General features: G+C 41.7%; 19 protein-coding genes. 11 read left to right on the top strand and 8 right to left on the bottom strand.

Annotated elements, in window-relative coordinates:
- Positions 1 to 749 precede the first annotated feature (749 nt).
- The gene (locus ABWP91_RS19265; RefSeq protein WP_353244614.1) at positions 750 to 2,699 is read left to right on the top strand and encodes a bifunctional 2',3'-cyclic-nucleotide 2'-phosphodiesterase/3'-nucleotidase; all 1,950 of its coding nucleotides are present in this window, start codon (positions 750 to 752) and stop codon (positions 2,697 to 2,699) included.
- Positions 2,700 to 2,881: 182 nt separating this feature from the next.
- Here the strand turns inward: ABWP91_RS19265 and ABWP91_RS19260 are convergent, their stop codons facing one another.
- The 3 genes from ABWP91_RS19260 to ABWP91_RS19250 all read right to left on the bottom strand — a co-directional run bounded on the left by ABWP91_RS19260 (position 2,882) and on the right by ABWP91_RS19250 (position 5,442).
- Entirely contained in the window at positions 2,882 to 3,181 is a 300-nt protein-coding gene (locus ABWP91_RS19260) for a YmdA family protein (protein ID WP_353244613.1), read from the bottom strand.
- A 450-nt stretch (positions 3,182 to 3,631) separates the two neighbouring features.
- Positions 3,632 to 4,231 carry a nitroreductase family protein gene (locus tag ABWP91_RS19255; protein ID WP_353244612.1) on the bottom strand — a complete coding sequence of 200 codons (600 nt, stop codon included), beginning with the start codon at positions 4,229 to 4,231 and terminating at the stop codon, positions 3,632 to 3,634.
- A gap of 350 nt (positions 4,232 to 4,581) precedes the next feature.
- Entirely contained in the window at positions 4,582 to 5,442 is an 861-nt protein-coding gene (locus ABWP91_RS19250; RefSeq protein WP_353244611.1) for a MetQ/NlpA family ABC transporter substrate-binding protein, read from the bottom strand.
- A gap of 250 nt (positions 5,443 to 5,692) precedes the next feature.
- On the opposite strand from ABWP91_RS19250, the gene ABWP91_RS19245 reads away from it, so the two are divergent.
- Positions 5,693 to 6,727, top strand: coding sequence for an isopenicillin N synthase family dioxygenase (locus ABWP91_RS19245; protein ID WP_353244610.1), 1,035 nt, complete (start codon positions 5,693 to 5,695; stop codon positions 6,725 to 6,727).
- Positions 6,728 to 6,774: 47 nt separating this feature from the next.
- The gene (locus ABWP91_RS19240) at positions 6,775 to 8,058 is read left to right on the top strand and encodes a cystathionine gamma-synthase family protein (protein WP_353244609.1); all 1,284 of its coding nucleotides are present in this window, start codon (positions 6,775 to 6,777) and stop codon (positions 8,056 to 8,058) included.
- 50 nt (positions 8,059 to 8,108) lie between these two features.
- Here the strand turns inward: ABWP91_RS19240 and ABWP91_RS19235 are convergent, their stop codons facing one another.
- Together ABWP91_RS19235 and sbcD are read right to left on the bottom strand one after the other, a co-directional pair.
- Positions 8,109 to 11,792: an SbcC/MukB-like Walker B domain-containing protein gene (locus ABWP91_RS19235; RefSeq protein WP_353244608.1), complete on the bottom strand. Its 3,684-nt coding sequence runs from the start codon at positions 11,790 to 11,792 to the stop codon at positions 8,109 to 8,111.
- 5 nt (positions 11,793 to 11,797) lie between these two features.
- Positions 11,798 to 13,009 (bottom strand): exonuclease subunit SbcD, encoded by a 1,212-nt coding sequence (sbcD, locus tag ABWP91_RS19230; protein WP_353244607.1) that lies wholly within the window; start codon positions 13,007 to 13,009, stop codon positions 11,798 to 11,800.
- A gap of 236 nt (positions 13,010 to 13,245) precedes the next feature.
- Between sbcD and phoB the strand changes: the two genes are divergently transcribed.
- From phoB to brnQ, 3 genes are all read left to right on the top strand, one after another.
- Positions 13,246 to 13,935 (top strand): phosphate regulon transcriptional regulator PhoB, encoded by a 690-nt coding sequence (phoB, locus tag ABWP91_RS19225; RefSeq protein WP_219245717.1) that lies wholly within the window; start codon positions 13,246 to 13,248, stop codon positions 13,933 to 13,935.
- A gap of 23 nt (positions 13,936 to 13,958) precedes the next feature.
- Positions 13,959 to 15,269, top strand: a complete 1,311-nt coding sequence (phoR, locus tag ABWP91_RS19220; RefSeq protein ID WP_353244606.1) for a phosphate regulon sensor histidine kinase PhoR — start codon at positions 13,959 to 13,961, stop codon at positions 15,267 to 15,269.
- 501 nt (positions 15,270 to 15,770) lie between these two features.
- A complete protein-coding gene (gene brnQ / locus ABWP91_RS19215) occupies positions 15,771 to 17,096 on the top strand; it encodes a branched-chain amino acid transport system II carrier protein (protein WP_353244605.1) in 1,326 nt (441 codons plus the stop codon).
- A gap of 57 nt (positions 17,097 to 17,153) precedes the next feature.
- Here the strand turns inward: brnQ and ggt are convergent, their stop codons facing one another.
- The 3 genes from ggt to ABWP91_RS19200 all read right to left on the bottom strand — a co-directional run bounded on the left by ggt (position 17,154) and on the right by ABWP91_RS19200 (position 20,580).
- Positions 17,154 to 18,920: a gamma-glutamyltransferase gene (ggt, locus tag ABWP91_RS19210; protein ID WP_353244604.1), complete on the bottom strand. Its 1,767-nt coding sequence runs from the start codon at positions 18,918 to 18,920 to the stop codon at positions 17,154 to 17,156.
- A gap of 235 nt (positions 18,921 to 19,155) precedes the next feature.
- A complete protein-coding gene (locus tag ABWP91_RS19205; protein ID WP_219245721.1) occupies positions 19,156 to 19,758 on the bottom strand; it encodes a peroxiredoxin C in 603 nt (200 codons plus the stop codon).
- Between the two features lie 210 nt (positions 19,759 to 19,968).
- Complete coding sequence (locus tag ABWP91_RS19200; RefSeq protein ID WP_353244603.1) at positions 19,969 to 20,580, bottom strand: acyl carrier protein phosphodiesterase; 612 nt, start codon at positions 20,578 to 20,580, stop codon at positions 19,969 to 19,971.
- A gap of 465 nt (positions 20,581 to 21,045) precedes the next feature.
- On the opposite strand from ABWP91_RS19200, the gene queA reads away from it, so the two are divergent.
- The 5 genes from queA (at position 21,046) to secF (ending at position 26,633) form a co-directional block, all read left to right on the top strand.
- Positions 21,046 to 22,116: a tRNA preQ1(34) S-adenosylmethionine ribosyltransferase-isomerase QueA gene (gene queA, locus ABWP91_RS19195; RefSeq protein ID WP_353244602.1), complete on the top strand. Its 1,071-nt coding sequence runs from the start codon at positions 21,046 to 21,048 to the stop codon at positions 22,114 to 22,116.
- A gap of 89 nt (positions 22,117 to 22,205) precedes the next feature.
- Positions 22,206 to 23,333, top strand: coding sequence for a tRNA guanosine(34) transglycosylase Tgt (gene tgt / locus ABWP91_RS19190; RefSeq protein WP_219245724.1), 1,128 nt, complete (start codon positions 22,206 to 22,208; stop codon positions 23,331 to 23,333).
- Between the two features lie 114 nt (positions 23,334 to 23,447).
- Positions 23,448 to 23,780, top strand: coding sequence for a preprotein translocase subunit YajC (gene yajC, locus ABWP91_RS19185; RefSeq protein ID WP_004905542.1), 333 nt, complete (start codon positions 23,448 to 23,450; stop codon positions 23,778 to 23,780).
- A gap of 26 nt (positions 23,781 to 23,806) precedes the next feature.
- Positions 23,807 to 25,654, top strand: a complete 1,848-nt coding sequence (gene secD, locus ABWP91_RS19180) for a protein translocase subunit SecD (RefSeq protein ID WP_353244601.1) — start codon at positions 23,807 to 23,809, stop codon at positions 25,652 to 25,654.
- Positions 25,655 to 25,664: 10 nt separating this feature from the next.
- Complete coding sequence (secF, locus tag ABWP91_RS19175; protein WP_353244600.1) at positions 25,665 to 26,633, top strand: protein translocase subunit SecF; 969 nt, start codon at positions 25,665 to 25,667, stop codon at positions 26,631 to 26,633.
- Positions 26,634 to 26,772 lie beyond the last annotated feature (139 nt).

The following is a 26,772-nucleotide window of genomic DNA, read 5'->3' as shown; positions in this document are numbered from 1 at the left end:
TCCTAGGGATGTCTTCATTTTGCTGCCTTGCCACAACTCGAATTATTTAGAAAAAAGTGTGTATGTAATGGATAACTAGTTAGAAAATAATAGGGATCTCTCTTAGTTCTTACCTACGTTGTGGCGGTGTAGTTGCTCAGCAACTCCTTTTTTCGTCATACTTCAAGCTGTGGCTGCGTTGGCTTCATTCAGCCACCCTAGTCACATACTTTTGTATGCTCCTAGGGATGTCTTCATTTTGCTGCCTTGCCACAACTCGAATTATTTAGAAAAAGGTGCGCATGTAATAAAAAATAGAATTTTAGTTTTCATGTTTAAATAAACATCTTTTATTGCTTAAATTAAATTTATATTAATTAAAAATAAAACAATAAGTATATTTATAAAACAAAAAATTTGAGTTAAATAAATTTCCTAATGCTAAGTGATGTAAATCACAATTCTTTTTTTCCTACGAAAATTATTCACAAAGCACGAAAAAAATAATTTCAGTTATTTGGCGTGAATTTGTCATGAATAATTCATTTTTGTGACAGATATAAAAATCAGGCTTAATAAAAAGATGAAAACCGTGATTTAGTCACAAAAAATGGTTACTGTTTGCAGTGTATTATCATTAAAGATTGACGTCATGCACATTGTGTAAAATTTTAATGCCATTTTTGTTGGTTATTTGTTCAGTAGCATAAGGTGTGCGTGCGAATTCGAGAGGCGATTTTCTCTCAATAAAGGCAACTTAGGGGAATAACATGAATAAAGTATTGAAACTCTCAACACTTGCTATGTTAGTCGCATTTAATGCGAACGCAGCAACGGTTGATTTACGTGTCATGGAAACATCCGATGTCCACAGTAACCTTGTAGACTTCGACTATTATAGAGATAAACCAACAGAACAATTTGGTTATGTGCGTACTGCGACTTTAATTAAAGCCGCGAAGCAAGAAGCGACCAACTCTGTATTAGTGGATAATGGAGACTTAATCCAAGGTAGCCCACTGGCTGATTATATCGTCGGTGAAGGCTTAAAAGAGGGTGAATCTCACCCAGCGCATAAGTTATTGAATACAATGGGTTATACTGTAGGTAACTTTGGTAACCATGAGTTCAACTTTGGATTAGATTTCCTGCATAAAGCCATTGAAGGTGCAAAATTCCCGTACATCAATGCCAATATTATTGATGCAAAAACGGGTAAAAACTACTTCAACCCATACATTATTGTTGATACCCCAGTTAAAGATAGAGACGGAAAAACACACACAATTAAAGTGGGTTACATCGGTTTCGTTCCACCACAAATTCTCATTTGGGATAAACCAAATTTAGAAGGTAAAGTCTTAGTTAACGACATTACTGAAACGGCGAAAAAATTTGTACCGCAAATGAAAAAAGAGGGGGCAGACTTAGTTGTTGCTATTCCTCACTCAGGTTTCTCTCAAGAACCATACAAAGCAATGGCTGAAAACTCCGTGTATTACCTCAGTGAAGTTCCGGGGATTGATGCAATCATGTTTGGCCACTCACACGGTGTATTCCCAAGCAAAGACTTTAGTGATATCAAAGGTGTTGATATTGCGAAAGGAACCGTCAATGGCGTTCCTGCCGTCATGCCTGGTCAATGGGGTGACCACTTAGGCGTTGTCGATTTAGTGGTTAACAATGACGATGGTGCATGGAAAGTGGTTGATGCAACGGCGCACGCACGTCCTGTTTATGACAAGCCAAACAAAAAAGCCCTTGTTGAACGTGATGGCGACTTAGCGAAAATCATCGAAAAAGAGCACCAAGATACCCGTAAGTTTGTGGGTAAACATATTGGTAAAGCCTCTGAAAATATGTACAGCTTCTTAGCACTGGTACAAAGTGATCCTACGGTACAAATTGTTAATGATGCGCAAATCGATTACACCAAAAACTTCATTCAAGGTGACCCTGATCTGGCTGATTTACCAGTATTAGCCGCGGCAGCACCGTTTAAAGCGGGTGGTCGTAAGAACTCACCAACAGAATTTATTGAAGTTGAAAAAGGTGATTTAACGTTCCGTAATGCGGCGGACCTTTACCTGTATCCAAACACATTGGTTGTCGTTAAAGCAACGGGCGCGGATGTGGTTGAGTGGTTAGAATGTTCTGCGGGGATGTATAACCAAATCGACCCGCAATCAACGGCGCCACAGAGCTTGCTGAATTGGAGTGGTTTCAGAACCTATAACTTCGATACAATTAGTGGTGTGGATTATCAAATCGACCTGACCCAGCCAGCGAAGTATGATGTTGATTGCCAAACTGTGAATAAAGATGCTAACCGAATCAAAAACGTCACTTACCAAGGTAAACCGATTGATCCGAAAGCAACCTTCTTAGTGGCAACCAACAACTACCGTGGTTACGGCGGTAAATTCGCAGGGACAGGTGATAGCAATGTTGCATTTGCTTCTCCAGATGAAAACCGTTCAATTTTAGCGGCTTATATTGCTAAAGTGTCTAAAGAAAAAGGTGAAATTTCGACTAAAGCGGCAAACAACTGGTCATTTACACCGATTAAGACAGACAAAAAACTGGATGTTCGCTTTGAAACCGCACCAAGTGAAAAAGCAGCTAACTTTATTAAAGAAAATGCACAGTATCCAATGAAAAAAGTGGGCACTGATGAAATTGGCTTTGCTATCTACCAAGTAGATTTAACAGCTAAGTAATCATTTCAATTTCTATTGAAGTTATTGTGAGCCTGCCCTATTGGGTGGGCTTTTTTATACCCAAAAAATGACAAAAGGCGGATGGGGGAGGTATTTCGATGGTAAATAAATAACGCTCGGCGCATTTAACTAGTAACACACTAAACACGTCGAGCGGTTATTGATTTTTGATGATTAATAAACTATTCATAAAACACATTCAACATAGGTAATTTACTAAACTTATCGTATTCAACTTTGACGTACTCAGATTCTATTTTTTTGCCATTCTTTAAAGAGCCTGTGATTGAAATGTCTTTTCCTTTTCGGTAGCACATAACATTGACTCGTTCTTGGTTATTGGCGTTTATAACACATTGCGGTTCGTAGACTGAACCGGTAAATGTGATTGTCCCTCCTGATGAATTATTACTTGCATAGGTGAAAGAACAACTTGAAATGATTATAGCAACTACAGATGTCAGTAAAGATAAACGTTTCATAGTCCACCTCCAGAATAACACTGATAACAGTGTTCTGTGCCTTCTCTTTTAGTGTAGTTCAATTATTGGTAATGCAAACTAAATTCTGAAAATATACTTATATTTTAGTGTTGGAGAGGTTTAGTTCATTGATAAACATCAATTTTTATTTAATGCATATATCATTCGATTGATTATTAATCATTAAATTTTATGAATTAATAACAAATAAGGTGGGTGTGAAATTATCTTTTTATTTAAGTTAAATTTTATTGTCAAATATGTTTTTTGAATCTTTTGTTACGTTAAATAAATTTTAAATAATAACGTATTTTATGATTTTATTTTTTAAATGAAAGTCATCGTTAGTGATGATTTATTTTATAGGAGAGTTTGGGTAATGGTTAAAATAAAAATACCCCTATAAAGAGTTTTATAGGGGTATTTCTTTTGAAATTTTAATGTTTCATTTTATTTGAAAACTTTGAAACGTACATCATCATCCATAAAGGCTTTATCACCCGCAGGTTCATTAATTGAACCAAATACCATTTGAGCGCGTAATATCCAATTTGCAGGAATGTTCCACGTTTTTTGTACATCATTATCCACTAATGGATTGTAGTGTTGTAATGAAGCACCGATATTTTCTTGAGATAATGCAGTCCACACGGCAAATTGTGCAATACCACTTGCTTGCTCTGACCAAATTGGGAAGTTATCTGCATATAAAGGGAATTGCTCTTGCAAACCTTTTACAATGTCTTGGTCTTCAAAAAACAAAATAGAACCTGCACCTGCGGCAAAACTATCAATCTTTTGTTCTGTAGCAGCAAAAGCGTGCTCAGGTACGATTTTGCGCAGCGCTTCTTTGGTCATATTCCATAATTTCTTATGTTCAGCACCAAACAAAATGACCACTCGTGAGGTTTGTGAGTTAAATGACGATGGTGAATGTTTTACAGCTTCTTTAATTAATTTCGTTACGTGTTCTTCAGATGCAGGTAAAGCATCGCCGAGGTTATAAATAGTACGACGATTTTTAATCATTTCGATAAATGCATTAGACATTTTAGTCTCCTAGATCTTCATTAGCGCACGGCATTTTATAGAATCTATCTTAGAAGCCGCAGTTCGTTTCAATAGTTACTACTATAGCGGTGGAAAGTTAAAATCATAGAAAAAAAATTTAACCGTAAGGTTCAAAATTTTACGCTAAGATTGATTTTTTTAAATAATCAATAAATTCAATTGGTTATTATTGTTTGTTTGTGGTTTTTAGTTTTTGATTATTCAAAATAGGCCATTATGCATAAAATGGATAGAAAAAAATTGAGGGTATTAAGGGACGATGGATGTACCAGTTAAAGGGTCTAGCGGGGGGCGTAATCCCGCTAGACAAGAATGATAACCCGTTTTACTTAATCGAGTTCATTGACCTCTTTGGTGATTTCAATTTTAGTCCCACCAAAGTTATCAATGATGTATTTCCTGACAGTTTCAGTGTGGTACAGCTGGGCTAATTTAGCAAATTTAGGGTCATCTTTATTATCTGCTTTTACGACTAATAAATTAATGTTGTTTTTGATAGTGTCGTCATTTTGTTCTCTAAATAAAGAGTCGGTTAATACATTAAGTCCACCTTCTTGTGCCGCGGTGTTGCCAATAACGGCGATATCGACATCGGGTAAAGCCCTTGGGCCATGAGCATATTTTATTTGCCTAAAGACCAAATCTTTTGGGTTGGCAATAATATCGTTGGTTGACCCAGTTGCTTGGTTAAAGTCAGGCTTTAATGTAATTAATTGGGCCTTTTCAAGTAATTTAAGCGCACGTATGTGGTTAGCTGCATCATTAGGTATGGCCACAATGGCTTGCTTAGGTAAATCTGCAAGGTTTTTATGTTTTACCGAATAAACGCCCATCGGTTCAAAATAAGTGGTGGAGATTGCCGCCAATTTATTATTATGACTTTTATTAAAGTCTTTTAGAAATCCCCATGACTGAAAAGCATTGACATCAACATCCCCATCAATCGTTGCCACATTAAGCGTGATTCCATCATCAATGATTTTGACATCAATATCTAAATTTGCCTCTTTCGCACTTGGAGATTGTGCAATGAATTTCCAGATATCGGCATCACTGCCATGGCTGCCAATAATAATTTTTTGCGATGCTGGCCCTTGTTGTTTTGATTTCTCTGTTGAATTTTCCTCTTGTGAACAAGCAGTTAGCGTAGAAAATGACAAAGCTAATAATAATGCAGGTATTTTTTTCATTTGAGTATCTCTCATCATTTTTTGTTGGAGATATCTAATCAAACAAAAATGACTTTTTATAAATAATATTTTATTTACCCTCTAAGATTTTAGTTATATACAAAAAATACACGTAGTCTCATTCGAAATTGTTATATCGATATAGTTTAAAATTATTTTTAGCAATATTTATTGTGGTATCTAATCAAGCATTAAATATAAACGTGAAAAATCTTCACTATCTGAAAAATAATTTAAAGGTTGATTAATTATGTCTTTAACACAATTGCCTATTATTGATTTAAGTGAACTCGATAACCCTGAAACCAGAGATGACTTTTATAAAAAACTGCGTTTTATTGCTCGTGAAATCGGTTTTTTTTATTTAGTAGGTCATCGTATTACACCTGAATCTCGTGAACAGTTGTTGACCACGACAAAACAATTTTTTGCCTTACCAAAGGCAGAAAAAGAAACCATTTCTATGGCACATTCACGCCATTTCCGTGGTTATACTGCTTCAACAGAAGAAAGCACCCGAAATCAACCTGACTACCGTGAACAAATTGATATTGGTGAAGAATTACCAGCACTCGAACTGACCGATAATGATCCTATTTGGTTTAACTTACATGGACCAAACCAATGGCCACAGGCCTTGCCAGCACTAAAAGAACAAGCGCTTGTGTGGCAAAGTGACATGCGTACTATCGCGGTGAAACTGATCAAAGCCTTCTTGGTGGCCTTAGATCTCCCTGAAAATAGTTTTGAGCATATTATTGCTGAGCCAGCTCAGCATTTATTGAAACTTATTCATTATCCGGCGAGAGAAGACAATGGCGATGGAGAGCAAGGGGTTGGTGCTCATAAAGATGCGGGTATTTTGACCTTATTATGGCAAGACAATAGCGGTGGTTTGCAAGTCGAAACAGATAATGGCTGGATAGACGTTGCGCCGCTGGAAAATGCATTTGTGGTGAATATTGGTGAGGTCTTTGAATTAGCGACGAACGGCTATTTACGGGCGAATGTTCACCAAGTCGTAAGAAAGAAAAATAGCGATTCCCGTTATTCTATTGCTTATTTTATTACCCCAAGTGTTTTTGCTGATGAAGTACCATTATTAACATTACCAAGTTATTTAGCACAGCAAGCTTTAGGGCCTGATAGCGATCCTCTCAATCCATTATTTACCAATTTAGGAAAAAATGTGATTAAAGGCCGTTTACGTTCACATTTAGCGGTAACACGCAGATTTTACCCTGCGGAATATGCGCAAATAATAAATAACAGTAATATCCTATAACGAATAGAACAAATTGACATTGATAAAAAAATCAGTTGGAGCCAAATATGTCAGATCAAAGTTACAAAAAGGACTTAAATGGAAAGGCATTATCGCCTGAAACTTTAATGATGAGCTATGGGTATAACCCACAGCTTTCAGAGGGGTCGATTAAGCCTCCCGTTTTTCTGACATCAACGTTTGTTTTTAAAACAGCTCAGGAAGGAAAAGACTTCTTTAATTTAGTGAGTGGGCGCACAGAAGCACCAAGTGGCCAGAAACAGGGGCTTGTCTATTCTCGGTTTAATCACCCAAATAGTGAAATTGTTGAAGATAGATTGGCCCTGTATGAAGGGGCACAGAGAGCCGCCTTGTTTTCATCGGGTATGTCAGCAATCACCACGTGTTTGATGGCCGTGTTGCAACCTGGGGATGTATTGCTGCATTCACAACCCCTTTATGGCGGAACAGAAACCTTGTTTCTCAATACGTTAAAGCGCTTTGGTATTACGTCAGTACCTTTTCAAAATGGCTGTGATTTAGCGGTTGTCTTAGATGTGGCAAATAGTGTCGAACAGGGTCAAAAAATTGCAGCAATTTATATTGAAACGCCGTCAAACCCGTTAAATACATTGGTTGATATTGAATTACTGAGCCAAGCAGCGAAACAAATTGGGCAAAAACAAGGTGGGGAAGCGCCATTACTGATTTGTGACAATACGTTGTTGGGCCCTGTATTTCAAAAACCACTCGCCTTAGGTGCAGATTTAAGTGTGTACTCACTAACTAAATATGTGGGTGGGCATTCAGACTTAGTGGCTGGAGCGGTTGCTGGCAGCCATGAGTTGGTGAAAAAAGTGAAAGCACAACGTAATGCCATTGGAACGCAATTAGACCCACATTCAAGTTGGATGTTAGGGCGCTCTTTGGAGACGCTACAGTTGCGGATGGAACGGGCTAATGACAGCGCTCAAACATTGGCGGAGTTTTTACACCAGCACCCAAAAGTGAGCAAAGTGCATTTCCCTGCATTTTTTCCGAAAGACAGTGTGGAATACCAAGTTTATCAAAAGCAATGTACCGGTGCAGGTTCCACTTTCTCCATTAATGTCGGAAATAACGAAGCAGATGCGTTTCGTTTTTTAGATAACCTTGCGATTTTTAAACTTGCGGTGAGTTTGGGGGGGACGGAATCATTGGCTAGTCACCCAGCGTCGACAACGCATTCAGGTGTTGCACAGGCGGTACGTGAGAAAATTGGGATCAGTGGTAACTTAGTGCGTTTATCTATTGGTATTGAGAATGTGAACGACCTAAAACATGCATTAGAACTCGCATTAGACGCGATCTAAGTGCTTAATGTTGTGGAGAGGAAGTGGTTTATTCCTCTCCAGCCTCTTGATTAATTGAGTCGATATTGAGTTGGAAGCTCGCTAAAACCTAGCCCATTGGCTTTTTTCACATTAATTTGCACTGGGATGCGTTCTTTCATTGCTTCCACATGGCTGATAACGCCAATCATTTTCCCTGATGCATTCAGGCTCTCAAGGGCATCAAGGGCAATATCTAGCGTTTCGGCATCCAAAGTGCCAAATCCTTCATCTAAAAATAGTGACTCTAGTTGTGTGCGGTTGCTGACCATGTCAGAAAGTGCCAGTGCTAACGCTAAACTGACGAGGAAGCTTTCCCCTCCAGATAACGTTTTGATATCCCTAACTGAGTCTGCCTGCCAGCTATCGATAACTTGCAACTCTAAGTTAGCTTGATGGCTACGTTGTAATATATAGCGGCCATGCAGTTTATCGAGCTGTTGGTTGGCTAACGTCACCAAACAATCTAGAGTTAGGCCCTGTGCATAGCGGCGGAATTTGTCCCCTTCAGCAGAGCCAATTAAAGCGTTTAAATAACTCCAATCATCGTAACTGAGTTGGCTTTTTTCTATTTCTTGCAGTAAATCCTGTTGCTGGTGGCGCTGTTGTTTATCGGTATCTAACCGATTAATAATCTGCCCTTGCTGCTGGTTGTGCTGTTTGATTTCTTCGTCGAGGGCGGTGACGACTTCATGTAATTGTGCTTCAGAAAGTGACGAGAAGCCTGTGGCTCGTTGCTGATTAAGGGCTTCGAGTGATTGTAAGCCTTCTTGATGGCGAGTCTCACTTTGTAGTAGCTTTTGGCTTACTCCTTGTTTTAACACTTCTAATTGCTGTTTTTCCTCTAGAGTTAGTAATGCCTCAAGGAAAGTTTGTTGTGTGTTAAATGGGCTTTTTGCCAGTGCATCGTTAAATTGACCTTGCACTTGTTGATGTTCGAATGTGGCTTTATTAATTGCTTCGATGATTTCTTGCAAGCTACCAGTCAGTGAGGCAATCGTTTTATCAGTTTCATTAAGCTGCTTGCTAAGCTGTTCTTGGGCTTGCGAAAGTGCCTCTTGTTGAGTGTTAAGCTGTTGAATAAATTGAGAGACAGACAACCCTGAAAGCAGTGTTTTTCGCTCAGTTGTTTTTTGTTCAAGGGTAATACTTGCCTGCTGAAACTGCTTTTTTTCTTTCTCAAGCTGCTGATTAAGTTGGTTTAATTGTTCTAATTCAGATTTAAGCGAGGCACTCGATACCTCGATTTTTTGGCTTAGGGCTTGTGCTGTTGTTTTTTGAGTATTGTAAAATTCACCACGTTGAGTGATGTCACTCACCCATTCATCAAAGTTTTCACTTTCAGGCAATGCCAGTTCAAAAGGGGCTAAAATCGTTTGAAGTTGCTCCGTTTGTTCATTTTTACGTTGCAGCAACTGAGCCAGCTCTTTTTGTGACTCATCAAATAATTGGGTCTGGTATTTTAAGCGCTCTTCAACGAGTGAAAGGCCCGCTTGTTGTTGATTTAGATGTGTTTGCTGCTCATGCTGTAACTGCCTAGCCTGCTGGTATTCACGTTCTAATGTCGTAAATTCATTGATGATTTTTTGTTGTTTTGTGAGCTTAGCGGTGAGCTCATTGATAAACTCAGTAGCGGCTTGCTCGTTCAGTGCTAATTCAGGTGTAAGTGCTTGCTCACATGTTATTTTCCAATTGTGATTTAAGCTATCTAGGTGTGTAGTAGCTTGCTGTAATTGTTGCGCTTGTTCTTTTTGGCGCAGTTGTTGTGTCTCGGATAGCGTGGTTAGTCTTGCCTGTTGCTGTTTAAGGTGATCTAGTTGCTCGGTTAATTGAATGAGCTGTTGCTGTGTTTCGCTCAATTGAATGGATCGATATGCCTGTACGGCTGGGTGCTCAGTTGAACCGCATAATGGGCAGGGTTTCCCTGAAACGAGTTGCTGGCGCTCTTGTTCCAAACTGACGATTTTCTGTTCTAATTGGAACTTTTCATTGGTAAGTTTAATACGTGGCGATAACTCATTGATTTGAGATTCAGCCAGTTCGCGCTCTTTTTGTGTTTGGGCGCTCTGTTGTTGCAAATCAGTGTATTGTTGGTTGAATTGCTGCAATTGGGTTTGTGCACTAAGGTACTGGAACAAAATTAATGGCAAGAGTTTGGCATGCTGCAAACGTGTTTGTAGCTGTTCAATTTGTTGATTAACAACATGAATATCGTATTTTTCTTGATTTTTTTTGTATTGTTGTTCTTGCTGTTTAAACGTGAGAGTGTGCTTTTCTAAAGCAGAGCTAGTTTGTGTGAGTTCTGTTGTGCGTAGTTGTTTATCCGCTTGCAGTTGCTCAATGGTGTTTGAGTGATTTTTTTGTTTCTGTGACAGACTATTGAGCTTGTCTGTCAGTTCAAAAATAAAGCGCCCTTGCTGCTTCCAGCCCCCTATTTGAGCACTAATCTGTGCATCTTTTTGCTTTTCTTCTAAGAAAACATTCAGCTGATGAAGTTTCTGATTAGCCTGCTGGATCTGGTTTTGTGTTTCATTCACCCATTGCTGTTTTTGTTCAAAAGCCGCCTGCTTTTCAGAAATCTGTTGTTTTAATTCATTTTGCTGCTGCATTAACTGCAAAATTTGGTTATCGAGGGGGCGAACAGTTTCGTCAATCAGTTGGTTTTGTTGTTTTATAAAATCAATGTGTTTTCGGTAATCATCCTGCGATTGAATGAGTTTTGTATTAAGTGGCGTTCTCTCGGCCTTCTGCTTTTCCAGCTTGAGGTGCAACTGTTGTTGTTTTTCTGTGTATTCAGTGAGTTGCTGTTGTAGGCGCTCAATGTTTTGCCATAGAGGGCGTAGGGATTCCGCAGGTTCGCCATCAGATAATTTTTTCAGTTGAGGTTGCGCCGCTTGGTATTCAAGCTGGGTATTCTTTAGCTCATTATCAAGTAATTGTAGGCGCTGGGTAAGCTGGCGGTGTTGTTGCCACCAATTGAGCTCGTGTTGATGTTGCACACGCTTTTGCTTTATTTCAGTTTCTTGTTTTTGTAGCGTGCTTTGTTGCTCTATAAGCTCTTGGTGTTCTGATTCTGTGAGTAAATTAATGCTCTGTGCTCTGGCTTTTAGCAGGTCTAAATCCGTTTTTGCCTGCTTGTGCTGATTAAAAATATATTTGGAGATTTGGCTATAAATTTCTGTGCCTGTAATTTCTTCAAGCAGATCTGCACGTTCTTTTTCTGAGGCATTTAAAAAAGCCGCAAAATCCCCTTGTGATAACAAAATTGATTTTGTAAAACGACCGAAATCTAACCCTGTAATTTTGGCAATTTGGTCGCGAATTTCAGAGACCTTAACAGTAATGATTTTGCCATCAGCCACTAGGGCAAGCTCGGCTTTTGGTGATTGCAAATTGCCATCGGGTTTATTCCCCGCGCGGCGTTGGCTCCAAAATGCGCGATAGGCTGTACCTTTGACTTCAAATTCCACTTCAGCAAGGCAGTCACCTGTGTGGCGGGTCATCAGCTCATTTTGGCTTGCGGAAATTGAATCTAACCGTGGTGTACGGTGATATAACGCGAGGCAAATGGCATCCAATAAGGTGGTTTTTCCTGCCCCTGTAGCACCCGTGATGGCAAATAATCCCTGACTGGCAAACGGCTCTTGCGTAAAGTCGATTTTCCATTCACCTTTGAGAGAGTTAATGTTTTTTAGGCGTAAGCTTAAGATTTTCATATCAATTACCCTTGCTCGTGGCGTAATGCGTCATAGGACTGTTGGAAAAGTTGGGTTAGGCGCTGTTCACGTTCAGGGTCTTCAAGGGTTTCTTCACTCAGGCGGCGTAGGAAAACCTCTTCTACGGTAAGTTCATTCAGGGTTTCATTCGCTAACGCAAGGCTTTGCCCTTGTTTTTGTTTTCTTGCACGGCGCAGTAACACGACTTCAACGGGAAGGTTCTGCGTGAGTGTTTCAATGCGCTGTTGAATATCAGCCAGATAGTCTTGAGACGCGACTTCGATATCTAACCAAACTACATTTTCGCCTTGGTAGTCCTGCCATACACTAAGTTGTTGCTCTATTTCTTTTAATGAGCCTTTAATCGTCTCTAAAGGCTGAAAAATAGGGATCGCTAACGGGGTGATTTCGCTTAATTCGCTGCCTGTAAACTCAACTAAACAGACGCTTTTTTGTTGGGTGGTTTCATCAAAACTGAGGGCAATAGGGGAGCCGCAATAGCGAATATGTTGTTTTCCACCAATCACTTGAGGGCGATGAATATGGCCAAGCGCAATATAATCCGCTGGGGGAAATGCTCCTGAAGGGAAGGCTTCTAATGTGCCGATATAAATATCGCGCACGGAGTCTGTGAGTTCCGCGCCAATTACCGTTAAATGCCCAGTGGCAATAATTGGGATATCCACGCCGAGCATTGCCCGTTGCTCAAGGGCAAGTTGGTAGCTGGCTTGGTAATGGTCATGAATGGCAGTTTGGAGTGAAAGTTGTTTTTCTTCAATACTTTGCCCTGCAATACTGAGTTGGATATCCCGAGGACGTAAAAAAGGAATTGCACATACGAGGCCAATGGGTTGCGCTTGCTTATTGTGTAGATTGATAACATTCGGCTCACTGCCAGAGGTGACCACTTGGGTATTGAGGTAGCTTAATAGTGAGCTTGATTCATTCAGAACAGAGACGGAGTCGTGGTTTCCGCTCAAAATGACCAACTGGCAACCGGTTTTTTGCAAATCGACAATAAATTTATTATATAACTCGCGGGCATAGCTCGGGGGCGACCCAGTATCGAAAATATCCCCTGCCACAATGACAGCATCAACGTGATGAACTTCAACTTGGTTTACTAGCCAATTTAAAAAGTATTGGTGCTCAGGCGCACGGCTTTTGGTAAAAAAGTATTGGCCAAGATGCCAGTCAGAGGTGTGAATAATGCGCATGAGCCATCAGTTCCTGTCTTCGATAAAGGGCATAAATTACTGCCATTCAGTATACCTTATCCTATCAAAACCTCGTGTTTTTCTCGTGTTATGGCGGAATTATTTCACTTAGATGACATTTACCCGCTAATATAAGGAGAAATATTTGATTTGCGAATAGACATTCATAATTCTGTCATAAAAGTGACGCATAATGCGTTCACATTAACAATGTCTTCTTATTTACAGGAACAATCATGGCAAGACGCATTCTAGTGGTTGAAGATGAAGCGCCCATCCGAGAAATGGTTTGTTTTGTATTAGAACAGAATGGTTTCCAGCCGATTGAAGCTGATGATTATGACAGCGCAATTGCACAGTTAGTCGACCCTCTACCCGATTTGGTGTTATTAGATTGGATGATCCCCGGTGGTTCAGGGCTCCAAGTGATTAAACATATGAAGCGTGATAGCGCCACCCGGGATGTCCCTGTGATGATGCTAACGGCTCGTGGGGAAGAAGAAGACCGCGTGAAAGGCCTTGAGGTCGGTGCGGATGATTATTTGATTAAGCCATTTTCCCCGAAAGAATTAATCGCTCGTGTTAAAGCGATTCTCCGTCGTATCTCTCCAATGTCGACGGAAGATATCATCGAAATGAATGGGTTAACCTTAGACCCAACCTCTCATCGTGTAACCAGTAATGAAACCCCAATTGATATGGGGCCAACGGAATATAAGCTTCTGCATTTCTTCATGACGCACCCTGAGCGTGTTTATAGCCGTGAACAGCTTTTGAATTATGTGTGGGGCGCGAACGTTTATGTTGAAGACAGAACGGTGGATGTGCACATTCGGCGTTTAAGAAAGGCGCTAGAAACGGAAGGTCATGATAAAATGGTGCAAACAGTACGCGGTACGGGTTACCGTTTCTCTGTTCGTTATTAACGACACACTAGGGAGAGACATGCGTGCTTGAACGCCTATCGATTAAACAGCTGATTTGGGGGCTGTTTTTATTTATCTTACCCGCGCTGATTTTGTCCGTTTTTATCGGGCACTTACCTTGGCTGCTAGTGGTTTCTTTACTGGCCGCCTTAGTGTGGCATGCGTATAACTTGCTGAAATTGTCTTATTGGCTTTGGCTGGATAAAAGCATGTTACCACCTGAGGGACGAGGGGGCTGGGAGCCGATATTTTACGGTATTTACCAGATGCAGCAACGTAACCGTAAACGCCGCCGCGAATTAGGGCAACTGATTAAGCGCTTTCGCAGTGGCGCTGAATCCTTACCTGATGCGGTCGTAATGATGACTACTGAGGGCAATATTTTCTGGTGTAACCGTCATGCGCAGGCGTTATTAGGTTTTCGCTGGCCAGAAGATAACGGTCAACATATTTTCAATCTATTACGTTACCCTGACTTTAGCCGCTATTTTTCAATCAAAAACTATGACCATGCATTAACCATTGAGCTTAATAGTGGGGAAATCGTTGAGTTTCGTATTTTGCCTTATACGGAAGGGCAGTTATTGATGGTGGCGCGAGATGTCACTGAAAAACGTCGGTTGGAGAAAGCGCGTAGGGATTTTTTTGCCAATGTGAGTCATGAACTACGCACGCCACTTACCGTTATTCAGGGATATCTTGAGGTGATGGATGACCAAGAAGGTATGCCTGCTGTCAATAAAAAAGCGCTGAATGTGATGCAAGAGCAAGCTCATCGAATGGACAATTTAGTTAAACAGCTTTTGCAGTTATCCCGCATCGAAATTGCCCCGCAAATCAACCTTGATGAGCAGGTGAACATTCCAGTGATCCTCAAAATGATTGAGCAAGAGGCGTTAAGCTTAAGCCAAGGCCGCCAGCAATTTGAGTTTAACATCGATGAATCACTGCGGGTACATGGCAATGAAGAGCAACTGCGCAGTGCGGTGGCGAACTTAGTGTATAACGCCATTAATCATACGCCAGAAGGCACAAAAATTTGTGTTGATTGGCAAAGAACCAGTAATGGCGCGCGGTTTAGTGTGAAGGATAATGGACCTGGAATACCATCAGAACATCTTCCTCGCTTAACTGAGCGTTTTTACCGTGTGGACAAAGCGCGCTCACGCCAAGGTGGCGGTGGTACTGGACTGGGATTAGCGATTGTGAAACATGCGGTTCAGCATCATAGCAGCCAGCTGGTGGTCACTAGCCAAGTGGGGAAAGGGAGTGAGTTCTCATTTACCTTGCCGCCTGTACTAATCGTTGATGATAAAAAGCTTAAAAAAGCTTAAAAAAGCTTAAATAAACCCACTTCATTAATAAAATCAATTTATTAATGAAGTGGTTTATATTTCCATATTTACGTATTAATTCTGCTAATGCATTGATTTTTTATATTATCCCACCAATCAATGATTTTAAAATAATATATCCTACCTGTTATCAAAAAAAATGAATGATAAAATGATGAGTTGATTAATTTTCAAACAAATCATATAACGAGTATTGGGATTTTCCTGAAAGGAATCACTGGTTCTGAAAATTAGTTTAGTTATTTCCTCTTGTTTTCGGGTTTGCTATTGCCTTTTTGCCCTATAAAAGTTCTACTTGTTGTCAGTTATTGGCGATTTTTTCTGTTTTTTGATTTTTCGTTTTGTCATCGGCAAGCAGGCATACTTTTTTATATTGTTAACAGTATGTTTATCAGAATTCTATCTCGCTATATATATTTCAAAGGGTTGCTAGGTGCATACCCGTAATTTTCTATTTCCGCTACTAAAAATTAACATAATATGGCTCATCGTTTATCATCAAGAGATATCATCGCATTAGGTTTTATGACCTTTGCGTTATTTGTCGGGGCAGGAAATATCATTTTCCCTCCGATGGTTGGCTTACAGGCAGGGGAACAAGTTTGGACCGCGGCACTTGGCTTTTTAGTCACAGGTGTGGGTCTACCCGTATTAACCGTTATTGCATTGGCGAAAGTCGGGGGCGGAATTGAAGCCCTGAGCACACCTGTGGGGAAAACTGCGGGTTTACTGCTCGCGGTTGTCGCTTACTTATCTGTTGGCCCATTATTCGCAACGCCTAGAACCGCAACCGTATCGTATAAAGTGGGCATCGCCCCGTTATTTGGTGGCGAGTCTGACATGTTACTGCTTATCTATAGCGTGGTTTACTTTGTGCTAGTGATTGGTATTTCACTATATCCGGGTAAATTGCTGGATAGCGTTGGGCACATTTTGGCACCCGTTAAAATGCTCGCACTGGCTATTTTAGGTGTTGCAGCCGTAATGTGGCCAGCAGGTGACCCAATTCCTTCAACGGTGGAATACCGCGATATGGCCTTCTCAAATGGCTTTATTAACGGCTACCTCACAATGGATACCCTCGGGGCGATGGTGTTTGGTATTGTTATCGTGAATGCAGCTCGTTCACGGGGCATCGAAAACTCATCATTGCTCACTCGCTACACCATGTGGGCTGGTTTGATTGCAGGGGTACTGTTGACGCTGGTGTATTTATCCCTGTTCAAACTGGGCGAAAATAGCGGTTCATTGATCCCGAATCCAGAAGATGGTGCGGATATCCTGCACACTTATGTTCAATATACATTTGGTGGTTACGGTAGCTTCTTCCTTGCGGTATTGATTTTTGTGGCTTGTATGGTGACGGCCGTTGGCTTGACTTGTGCTTGCGCTGAGTTCTTTAGCCGCTATGTGCCAATTTCTTACCGTAAGCTTGTGCTGATCTTAGGGGTTTTCTCCATGGTTATCTCAAACTTAGGTTTAAGTAAGTTAATCGCCTTCTCATTACCTGTGTTAGTTTCAATTTATCCACCTTGTATTGTCTTGATATTAATGAGCTTTACATTGAAATGGTGGAAGAACCCAACAGTGGTGGTTGCGCCAACAATGCTAGTCAGCTTTGTGGTAGGCTTAATCGGTGCAGTGAAAGCGTCCGATCATTTGAAGGTCTATATCCCTGAGTGGATGACGGCGATGCCATTGTATAAACAAGATTTAGTCTGGGTACTGCCAACGCTTATTGTCTTAGCTGTCGCGATTGTCTGTGACAAAGTGGTGTCACCATCAGTGCAGCATAAGCAAGCTTAATTATCTGAATGGTCGAACAAAAGGGAGCCGATTGGCTCCCTTTTTTATTACGCTAAATTAATCCACGCCGACGGCGCTACCTGCTGGTCGGCGAACATCATTAGCGCCGTAAATAAAGCCTTCGCGGACTTTGCCTGAAACGGCAGAGTCATTACCTGATGACTTGGCACTGACGCCCGCACCATCAGGAATAGCAACCATAATTAGCTCAGCAGCACCCCAAGGCGTCTGTTCAACCATCTTATAACCCATCTTATCGAGAAGGGCTAAGCTGTCTTTTGATACACCGCGCTCTTCGTAATACACCTCATCAGGTAGCCATTGGTGATGAATACGAGGTGCATTGACCGCTTCTTGTGGTGGCATTCCGTGGTCAATAATGTTTAATGCAGTTTGCAATGTGATAGAAATAATACGTGAACCCCCTGGGGAGCCCAGTACTAAGAACACCTTGCCATCTTTGGTGACAATGGTTGGGCTCATTGATGAGAGTGGGCGTTTACCGGGCGCGATAGAATTTCGTTCGCCTTGTACTAAGCCATAAAGGTTTTTCTCTCCAACTTTTGTGGTGAAATCATCCATTTCATCATTAAGAAAGAAACCTGTTCCCGGTGGGATAACCACGGAACCAAATCGACCATTGATCGTGTAAGTGGTTGAAACGGCATTTCCTTTTTCATCAACAACCGAGTAATGGGTTGTTTCTGGCTTTTCATGAGGCCCCATCCCTGGCTGAACTTGTGTTGAAGGTGTTGCTTGGTTTGGCTTGATTTCTTTGCGCAGCTCTTCAGCGTAGGCTTTACTTAACAATTTTTCGGTTGGGTTATCCACAAACTCAGGGTCGCCAAGAAACGTATTTCGGTCCATATAAGCGTGGCGCATAGCCTCGGTTAGGGTATGAATATACTCAGCAGAATTAAAGCCCATCTCTTTAAGGTCATAACCCTCTAAAATATTTAAGGTTTGGCAGATAGTGACACCACCAGAGCTTGGCGGTGGTGCAGAAATAAATTGATAGCCTCTATAGGTACAGCTAACTGGTGCTGTGTCCGTGATAGTAAAATCGGCAAAATCTTTCGCGGTGAGTATACCGCCATTTTTCTTTGACGCTTCCTCGACAACTTTCGGTATTTCCCCTTCATAGAAAGCGGATGGCCCATTTTTAGCAATTTTTTCAAGGGTATTGGCTAAATCGGTTTGCACCAATAAATCACCGGGTTGGAATGCGCTACCGTCAGGTTTTAAGAATATACGTGCAACTTCAGGATCTTGCTTAAAGCGCTCGGTGGTTGTATCCAGTACATCCGTATCTGCACGTGTTAAGGTAAAGCCTTCTCTGGCGAGCTTAATTGCTGGCTCCATCACTTGTTGGCGGCTCATCGTGCCGTATTTTTCTAATGCATAATCAAGGCCTTTAACGGTACCTGGAACACCCGAAGCGAGGTAGCCATATAAGCTTGCGTCTTTGATTAACTTACCGTCTTTATCGAGATACATGTCAGCGTTTGCTGCGGCAGGGGCAGTTTCTCTAAAATTGATGAATAGGTCTTTGCCATCAGCTAAGTGAATAGTCATAAAGCCACCACCGCCAATATTGCCACAACACGGATTAACCACAGCTTGGGCATAGCCAACTGCCACTGCAGCATCCACGGCGTTTCCGCCAGATTTCAAGATGTCTGCGCCAATTTGTGAGGCTAAATGTTGGGATGAAACGACCATGCCTTTTTTGGCTTCAACAGCGGGTTCTGATGCAGCAAATAGTTGGCTTGAAAATAATAAGGAAAGTAATAATGCAGCAGGGCGTAATGATGTTCTGATCATTCGTAACTCCCAGTTAAGGTAAGGTTTGATGTAACACAAATCAATAATATGAATAATTTGTTAATTATTTGTGTTTTTAATGTATAACACACAATAGTGTTGAGTGTTGAATATTTGAGTTAAGAAGTGTTAACTGGGTAGGGATATTGCTAATCAGAGAAGTAATAATATTGATGGGGTGCACAAAAGAAAAAAGCGGGCAATAAGCCCGCTTTCGAAAAACTAAATCGATTGATTACAGTTTTGCAGAGTTTTTGGTCAGGTAGTCAGCAACGCCTTTTGGAGATGCGTTCATACCTTCTTTTCCTTTTTCCCACTGAGCTGGGCAAACATCACCGTGCTCTTCGTGGAATTGCAGTGCGTCAACCATACGCAGCATTTCGTCGATGTTACGGCCTAATGGCAGGTCGTTAACGACTTGGTGGCGAACAACACCGTTTTTGTCTACGAGGAAAGAACCACGCAGTGCAACACCTGCTTCTGGGTGTTCAATACCGTAAGCTTTCATGATTTCGCGTTTGATATCAGCAACCATCGGGTATTTAACTTCACCGATACCGCCGTTATCAACAGGGGTTTTACGCCATGCGTTATGAACAAACTCAGAGTCAAAAGAAACACCAACAATTTCTACGCCGCGTTTTTTGAATTCTTCATAGCGGTGGTCAAATGCGATCAGCTCTGAAGGACACACGAAAGTGAAGTCCATTGGCCAGAAAAAGATCACAGCTGGACGGCCGTTCAGGTGGGTTTTCAGGTTGAAGTTTTCAACGATTTCACCGTTACCTAAAACAGCAGCAGCAGTAAAGTCAGGGGCTTGACGTGTTACCAGAACCATAATTTACTCCTATGAGTTTGATTTTTGTCCGAGAGATTTCACAAAATTTGTGTATTTTCGGACATAGACTTCCAAAAGGATAAAAAATTATCTTTTGATAATAAAGACATTTAAACCAATTATTGTGATAGGTTTTAACTATCAATTATACAGATTTAATAAATTAATATCAATAAGATAGTTTTATTCTGCCAAAGTGCAAGCATTAATTTATTCCTTTGCCTGTATTGTGACACTTTGTGCAAAAATTTGTTGCAGCGCATTCGCCATCATTTGTGGATAAAATTGAAAGAAAATATTTTCCAGCGCATCATACTGCAATAAAAAGTCATCAAATGAACCGCTTAGCGCACTTAGCCTTGGTCTTCTTTTCGCCATTCCATTCAGGGATTTACCAATATAGTTTTTATCTGCATAACGAATTAACCACTGTTGTGGCCAGAGAAACTCATTTAACTCCTGAAACTTTTCAGGGGTATGACAAAGCTGGGGCTCGATAATATTTCGGCAATAACGCACGAATTCAGGCAGTGAAGTGGTGGGCTCAATTGTCGACCAATGCAAAGACAAAAAATGATCCCACACTAAATCCAATGTAATTGGTGCAACACGGCGATATTCCTCACGAAACAGTAACTTGGCCTCTTTGACCAAAGGGTGAGTGTCAGTAATACGATCAACGGCGCGGTGCATCATAATGCCAGAGACAACTTCAGGCGAGTAAAGGCCCGCAGGGTTGCCGCGAACGTAGTCAGCCATTGTGTTGCCGAGCAGAGAGCTGTCAGCGAGGTGGGCTAGGTGTAAGTGCGCTAAGTAATTCATTCTTTTATAGTATACCTGATGCCTTTCAAATTATAGCGGTGTTAGCGGCGCAAACCGACCCTAGTCACATACTTATGTATGCTCCTAGGGCTCAATTTGCTTGCTGCCTTGCTCTAATTCGAAATTCATGAGGTATTAGTTTTGAGATGAAAAGCAAAGTCTTAGAGCCTTTCAACTACAGCATAGTTGGTTATTACTTGCTGCCTACCTGTGATTTGAAATCTATAGGACATTATATAGTCCTTAGCTGGGTAATGAAAAATAATAGAAATTAATTTGTCATGAAAGGTAAGTAAAATTGAAATAATTCATTCATCGAATGGATAAATAGCGTACAGAATTTTTTGCTAACAAAATATTTGTTAAATAATGGTGGTTTTTTGTGCGATTTTGCGCTTATTTCTTGCGCCAAAGACGGTGCGGCACTAGACTAGTTGCCTGTTTTTTTAGATTGATGTCAATACAATGCGTGTTTCTGATTTTACTTTTGAATTACCTGAAGAACTGATTGCCCATTACCCACAGGCTGAACGTAGCGCTTGCCGCTTATTGAGTCTGGATGGTGGATCGGGGCAGCTAACGCATGGTGTTTTTACGGATGTCCTAGAAAAATTGGAGAAAGGAGATTTACTGGTATTCAACAATACTCGAGTGATCCCCGCAAGGTTGTTTGGTCGCAAAGTTAGTGGCGGCAAAATTGAAGTTCTCATCGAACGAATGTTGGACGAACACCGTGTATTAGCACATGTTCGTGCTTCAAAAGCACCGAAAGAAGGCGCTGAATTGCTGCTGGGTGAAGATGAAAGCGTCAAAGCCACGATGGTAGCACGTCACGGCGCCTTATTTGAGCTGCGCTTTGATGACGAACGGGATGTATTGAGCATTTTGAACCAAATTGGTCATATGCCATTGCCCCCTTACATTGACCGACCTGACGAAGAAGCGGATAAAGAGCTTTATCAAACCGTGTATAGCGAAAAACCGGGTGCAGTGGCAGCACCAACGGCGGGCCTACACTTTGATGAGCCTTTGCTTGACGCTTTGCGCCAAAAAGGTGTCGAAATGGCATTTGTCACGTTACATGTTGGTGCGGGGACGTTTCAACCTGTTCGTGTTGATACCATCGAAGACCACATCATGCACTCCGAATATGCGGAAGTGCCACAAGATGTGGTTGATGCGGTATTAGCGTGTAAAGCGCGTGGTAACCGTGTTGTTGCCGTGGGAACAACGTCCGTTCGTTCATTAGAAAGCGCAGCTAAAGCCAGCCAAGATGCCTTAATTGCTCCATTTTTTGATGATACCCAAATTTTTATTTATCCAGGTTATGAATATCAGGTGATTGATGCATTAATCACTAATTTCCATCTGCCAGAATCGACATTAATTATGTTGGTTTCTGCATTTGCTGGTTATAAAAATACAATGAATGCGTACAAAGAAGCGGTTGCTGAGCAATATCGTTTCTTTAGCTATGGTGATGCGATGTTTATCACCCCCAATGCGAATGCAAAATTCGAAAAAATTGGCGAATAATCAGTAATAAGCGGTGGCATCGGCTGCTTGCTTAGCAAATTAATACTATCGATAACATCAGACTGTTTTTCTGATGTTTGGAGGCAAACGTGAAATATGAATTACAAACGACCGATGGCAATGCACGCCGCGGCCGTTTAGTGTTTGAGCGCGGTGTGGTTGAAACCCCTGCATTTATGCCAGTGGGCACCTACGGTACCGTAAAAGGCATGACCCCAGAAGAAGTGAAAGAAACGGGTGCTCAAATCCTGTTAGGCAATACTTTCCACTTGTGGTTACGTCCTGGTCAAGAAATCATGAAATTGCATGGTGACCTCCATGATTTTATGCAATGGCAAGGTCCGATTTTAACGGACTCAGGCGGTTTCCAAGTCTTTAGTCTTGGCGCGATGCGTAAGATTAAAGAAGAAGGCGTACATTTTCGTAACCCAATTAACGGTGAGAAAGTTTTCTTAAGCCCTGAAAAATCGATGGAAATTCAGTACGACCTCGGTTCAGATATCGTGATGATATTTGACGAATGTACGCCATATCCAGCAGATTGGGATTATGCAAAGACCTCAATGGAAATGTCACTGCGTTGGGCTGCTCGTAGCCGCCAACGTTTTGACGAGTTAAACAACAAAAATGCCCTGTTTGGGATCATCCAAGGCAGTGTTTACGAAGATTTACGTGATATTTCGGTTAAGGGGCTGGTGGAAATCGGCTTTGATGGTTACGCTGTAGGCGGCCTTGCCGTTGGCGAACCGAAAGAAGACATGCACCGTATTCTAGAGCATGTTTGCCCACAAATTCCGGCAGAAAAACCGCGTTATTTAATGGGGGTCGGTAAACCGGAAGATTTAGTGGAAGGCGTTCGTCGTGGTATCGACATGTTTGACTGTGTGATGCCAACACGAAATGCACGAAACGGCCATTTATTTGTCACGAATGGCGTGGTAAAAATCCGTAATGCGAAGTATAAATCTGACACATCAACGCTCGATGCGGATTGTGACTGCTATACTTGTCGTCATTATAGTCGTGCCTATTTGCATCATCTTGATAGATGTAATGAAATTCTTGGTGCAAGGCTCAATACCATCCATAATTTACGTTACTATCAGCGTTTAATGGCGGGTATCCGACAAGCCATTGAAGACGGTAATTTCGAAGAGTTTGCGAAAGATTTCTATCAAAAGATTGGAAAACCTGAACCTTCGTTAAATATCGAATGAATTTAAGTGCGAAATCACGTTAACCTGTGTAGCATAGTTGGCTTGGTAAACGCACTGAATTAGTTAGAGTCTGTACTTAAAAATTGCTTTCAATAAAACAATGAGGAAAGTTTAATGAGTTTTTTTATTTCTGAAGCAGCGGCATCAGCAGGCGCACCAGCGCAGGGTAGCCCATACACTATGGTTATCATGCTTGTTGTTTTCGCGCTGATCTTCTATTTCATGATTTTGCGTCCACAGCAAAAACGTGCGAAAGAACACCGTAAATTGATGGAATCTATCACGAAAGGTGATGAAGTTTTAACAACTGGCGGTTTAATCGGACGTGTTACTAAAGTGTCTGAAACAGGTTATGTTGTTCTTGAACTGAGTGAGAACACTGAAGTAACCATCAAACGTGATTTCGTTGCTGCTGTTTTACCTAAAGGCACAATGAAAGCAATTTAATTCTGATTTTCCCGAAGGGAACTGCCGTGCTAAACCGTTATCCTTTGTGGAAGTATCTGATGTTGATCGTTGCGATCCTCATCGGTCTGCTTTATGCGCTTCCAAACCTATATGGTGAGGATCCGGCTGTTCAGATCACTGGCGTGCGGGGAACCGCCGCCAATGAACAAACGCTGGTCCAAGTCCAAAAATCGTTACAAGATGACAAAATTGAGAGTAAGTCTATCTCTCTGGAAAATGGGGCAATTTTAGCCCGTTTCAACAACTCTGATGTTCAGTTACGTGCTCGTGAAATCATCATGAATGCACTGGGGGACCAGTATGTTGTTGCATTAAACCTTGCACCTGCGACGCCTAAATGGCTCGAAGCTGTCGGCGGTGAGCCGATGAAGCTGGGTCTTGACCTGCGTGGTGGGGTTCACTTCCTGATGGAAGTTGATATGGACACTGCATTAGGTAAATTGCAGGAACAAAACATGGATGGTTTGCGTAGTGACCTGCGTCAAGAAGGCATTGCGTACTCTTCTATTCGTAAAGGCAATGATTACAGCGTCGAAGTTCGCTTCCGTAATGCTGACGATCGTAGCCAAGCAGAAAAAGCACTGGCACGCAAATACCCAGACCTCGTGTTTAGTGATGGCAGCGACAACACTATGATCGCTGTAATGACCGACGAGCGCTTACGTGAAGCTCGTAACTATGCTGTTTCTCAGAACATTACCATCATTCGTAACCGTGTAAACCAATTAGGTGTTGCCGAACCTTTAGTTCAACGCCAAGGTGCAGACCGCATTGTGGTTGAGTTACCGGGTATTCAAGATACAGCACGCGCTAAAGAAATCTTAGGCGCAACCGCTACATTAGAATTCCGCCTTGTGAATACCAGCGTGGATTCATCTGCCGCAGAAAGTGGCCGTGTACCAGGTGACTCCGAAGTTAAATATGACCGTGAAGGGGCACCGTATGTCCTGTATAAACGCGTTATTTTAACCGGTGACCACATCACTGACTCCACCTCTGAAGCCGATGAAAACGGTGCACCACAAGTGAGCATCAGCCTTGATAGCTCTGGTGGCTCTATCATGTCTGACTTTACACGTGATAACCAAGACAAGCTGATGGCAACGCTGTTTGTTGAATATAAAGACAGCGGCAAAAAAGATGCGACGGGTCGTTCAATCTTGGTGAAAGATGAAAAAGTTATCAATGCTGCACGTATTTCTGCACGTTTTGGTAGCAAGTTCCGTATCACTGGTATCAATAATGGTAATGAGGCTCGCCAGCTTTCATTATTATTACGTGCGGGTGCGTTGATTGCACCAATCCAAATCGTTGAAGAACGTACTATTGGTCCAACACTGGGTATGCAAAATATCGAGCAAGGTCTGAAGGCGTGTATCGCGGGTCTGTTAGCGTCTATCCTGTTTATGATTATCTACTATCGTAAATTTGGTTTGATTGCGAGTAGCGCGCTGTTAGCGAACTTGGTGTTAATCGTGGGGGTGATGTCACTGTTGCCGGGTGCAACACTCACCATGCCAGGTATTGCAGGTATCGTACTAACCCTTGCGGTTGCGGTCGATGCCAACGTACTTATCAACGAACGTATCAAAGAAGAGCTAAAGAACGGGCGATCCGTTCAGCAAGCGATTCATGAAGGTTACAAAGGCGCCTTCTCAAGTATTACCGATGCAAACTTAACGACGTTGATCACCGCTATCATTCTATATGCAGTGGGAACAGGGTCGATTAAAGGCTTTGCGATTACGACAGCGATTGGTGTCGCAACCTCTATGTTTACAGCGATTGTAGGTACACGTGCGATTGTGAACCTGCTGTACGGCGGTAAACGTATTAACAAGCTGTCAATTTAAGGAGCACGTTGTGGCACAGGATTATACTGTTGAACAATTGAACTATGGCCGTAAAGTCTATGACTTTATGCGCTGGGACAACGTTGCCTTCACGATTTCAGCTCTGTTATTGGTTGCATCGGTTGTCATTATCGGACTAAAAGGTTTTAACTGGGGTCTGGATTTCACAGGGGGGACGGTTATTGAGATTAGCCTTAGCCAACCTGCTGATTTGGATAAAATTCGTGATAGCTTGTCTAACTCGGATCATAAAGACCCATTGATTCAGAACTTTGGTAGCAGCCGTGACATCATGATCCGTCTTCCGCCAATTGAAGGCACTGCGGGTCAAGAAGTCGGCAAAGAGATTATTACGGTTATCAACCAAAACGTGGATGATAAAGCTACCGTTAAACGAATCGAATTCGTGGGACCGAGTGTCGGTGCAGAATTGGCGCAAACGGGGGCATTAGCTCTGTTAACGGCGCTTATCTGTATCTTAATTTACGTTGGTTTCCGTTTTGAATGGCGTTTGGCGGCGGGGGCTGTATTGTCTCTTGCCCATGACGTGGTGATTACCTTGGGGATTCTGTCTCTATTCCATATTGAGATAGATATGACCATCGTAGCATCATTAATGTCGGTTATTGGTTACTCGCTGAACGACAGTATCGTTGTTTCTGACCGTATCCGTGAAAACTTCCGTAAAATTCGTCGTGGTACACCGTACGAAATCATGAACGTCTCTTTGACGCAAACATTGAGCCGTACCATCATGACATCAGCCACCACATTATTAGTGGTTCTGATGCTGTACCTGTTCGGTGGCGCGATGCTGGAAGGCTTCTCACTGGTTATGTTAATCGGTGTAACTATCGGTACTATTTCATCTATTTACGTGGCTTCTGCATTAGCACTGAAAATGGGTATGAAACGTGAGCACTTGATGCAAGCGAAAGTCGAGAAAGAAGGCGCAGACCAAGAGTCACTACTGCCTTAGTGTTGTACTCACACTTAAAATTGGTTTTTAATTAATATCAATTAGTATCAATTAATACCCAAAATAGTTCGTGTGGTAGGTAGACGGCAAGTGTGATTAATCCCGAGGAGCATACATGAGTATGTGACTCGGGTTAATC

Source organism: Providencia sp. (assembly GCF_040396775.1).
Classification (GTDB): Bacteria; Pseudomonadota; Gammaproteobacteria; order Enterobacterales; family Enterobacteriaceae; genus Providencia.
This window is presented reverse-complemented; position numbering and strand designations above follow the sequence as displayed.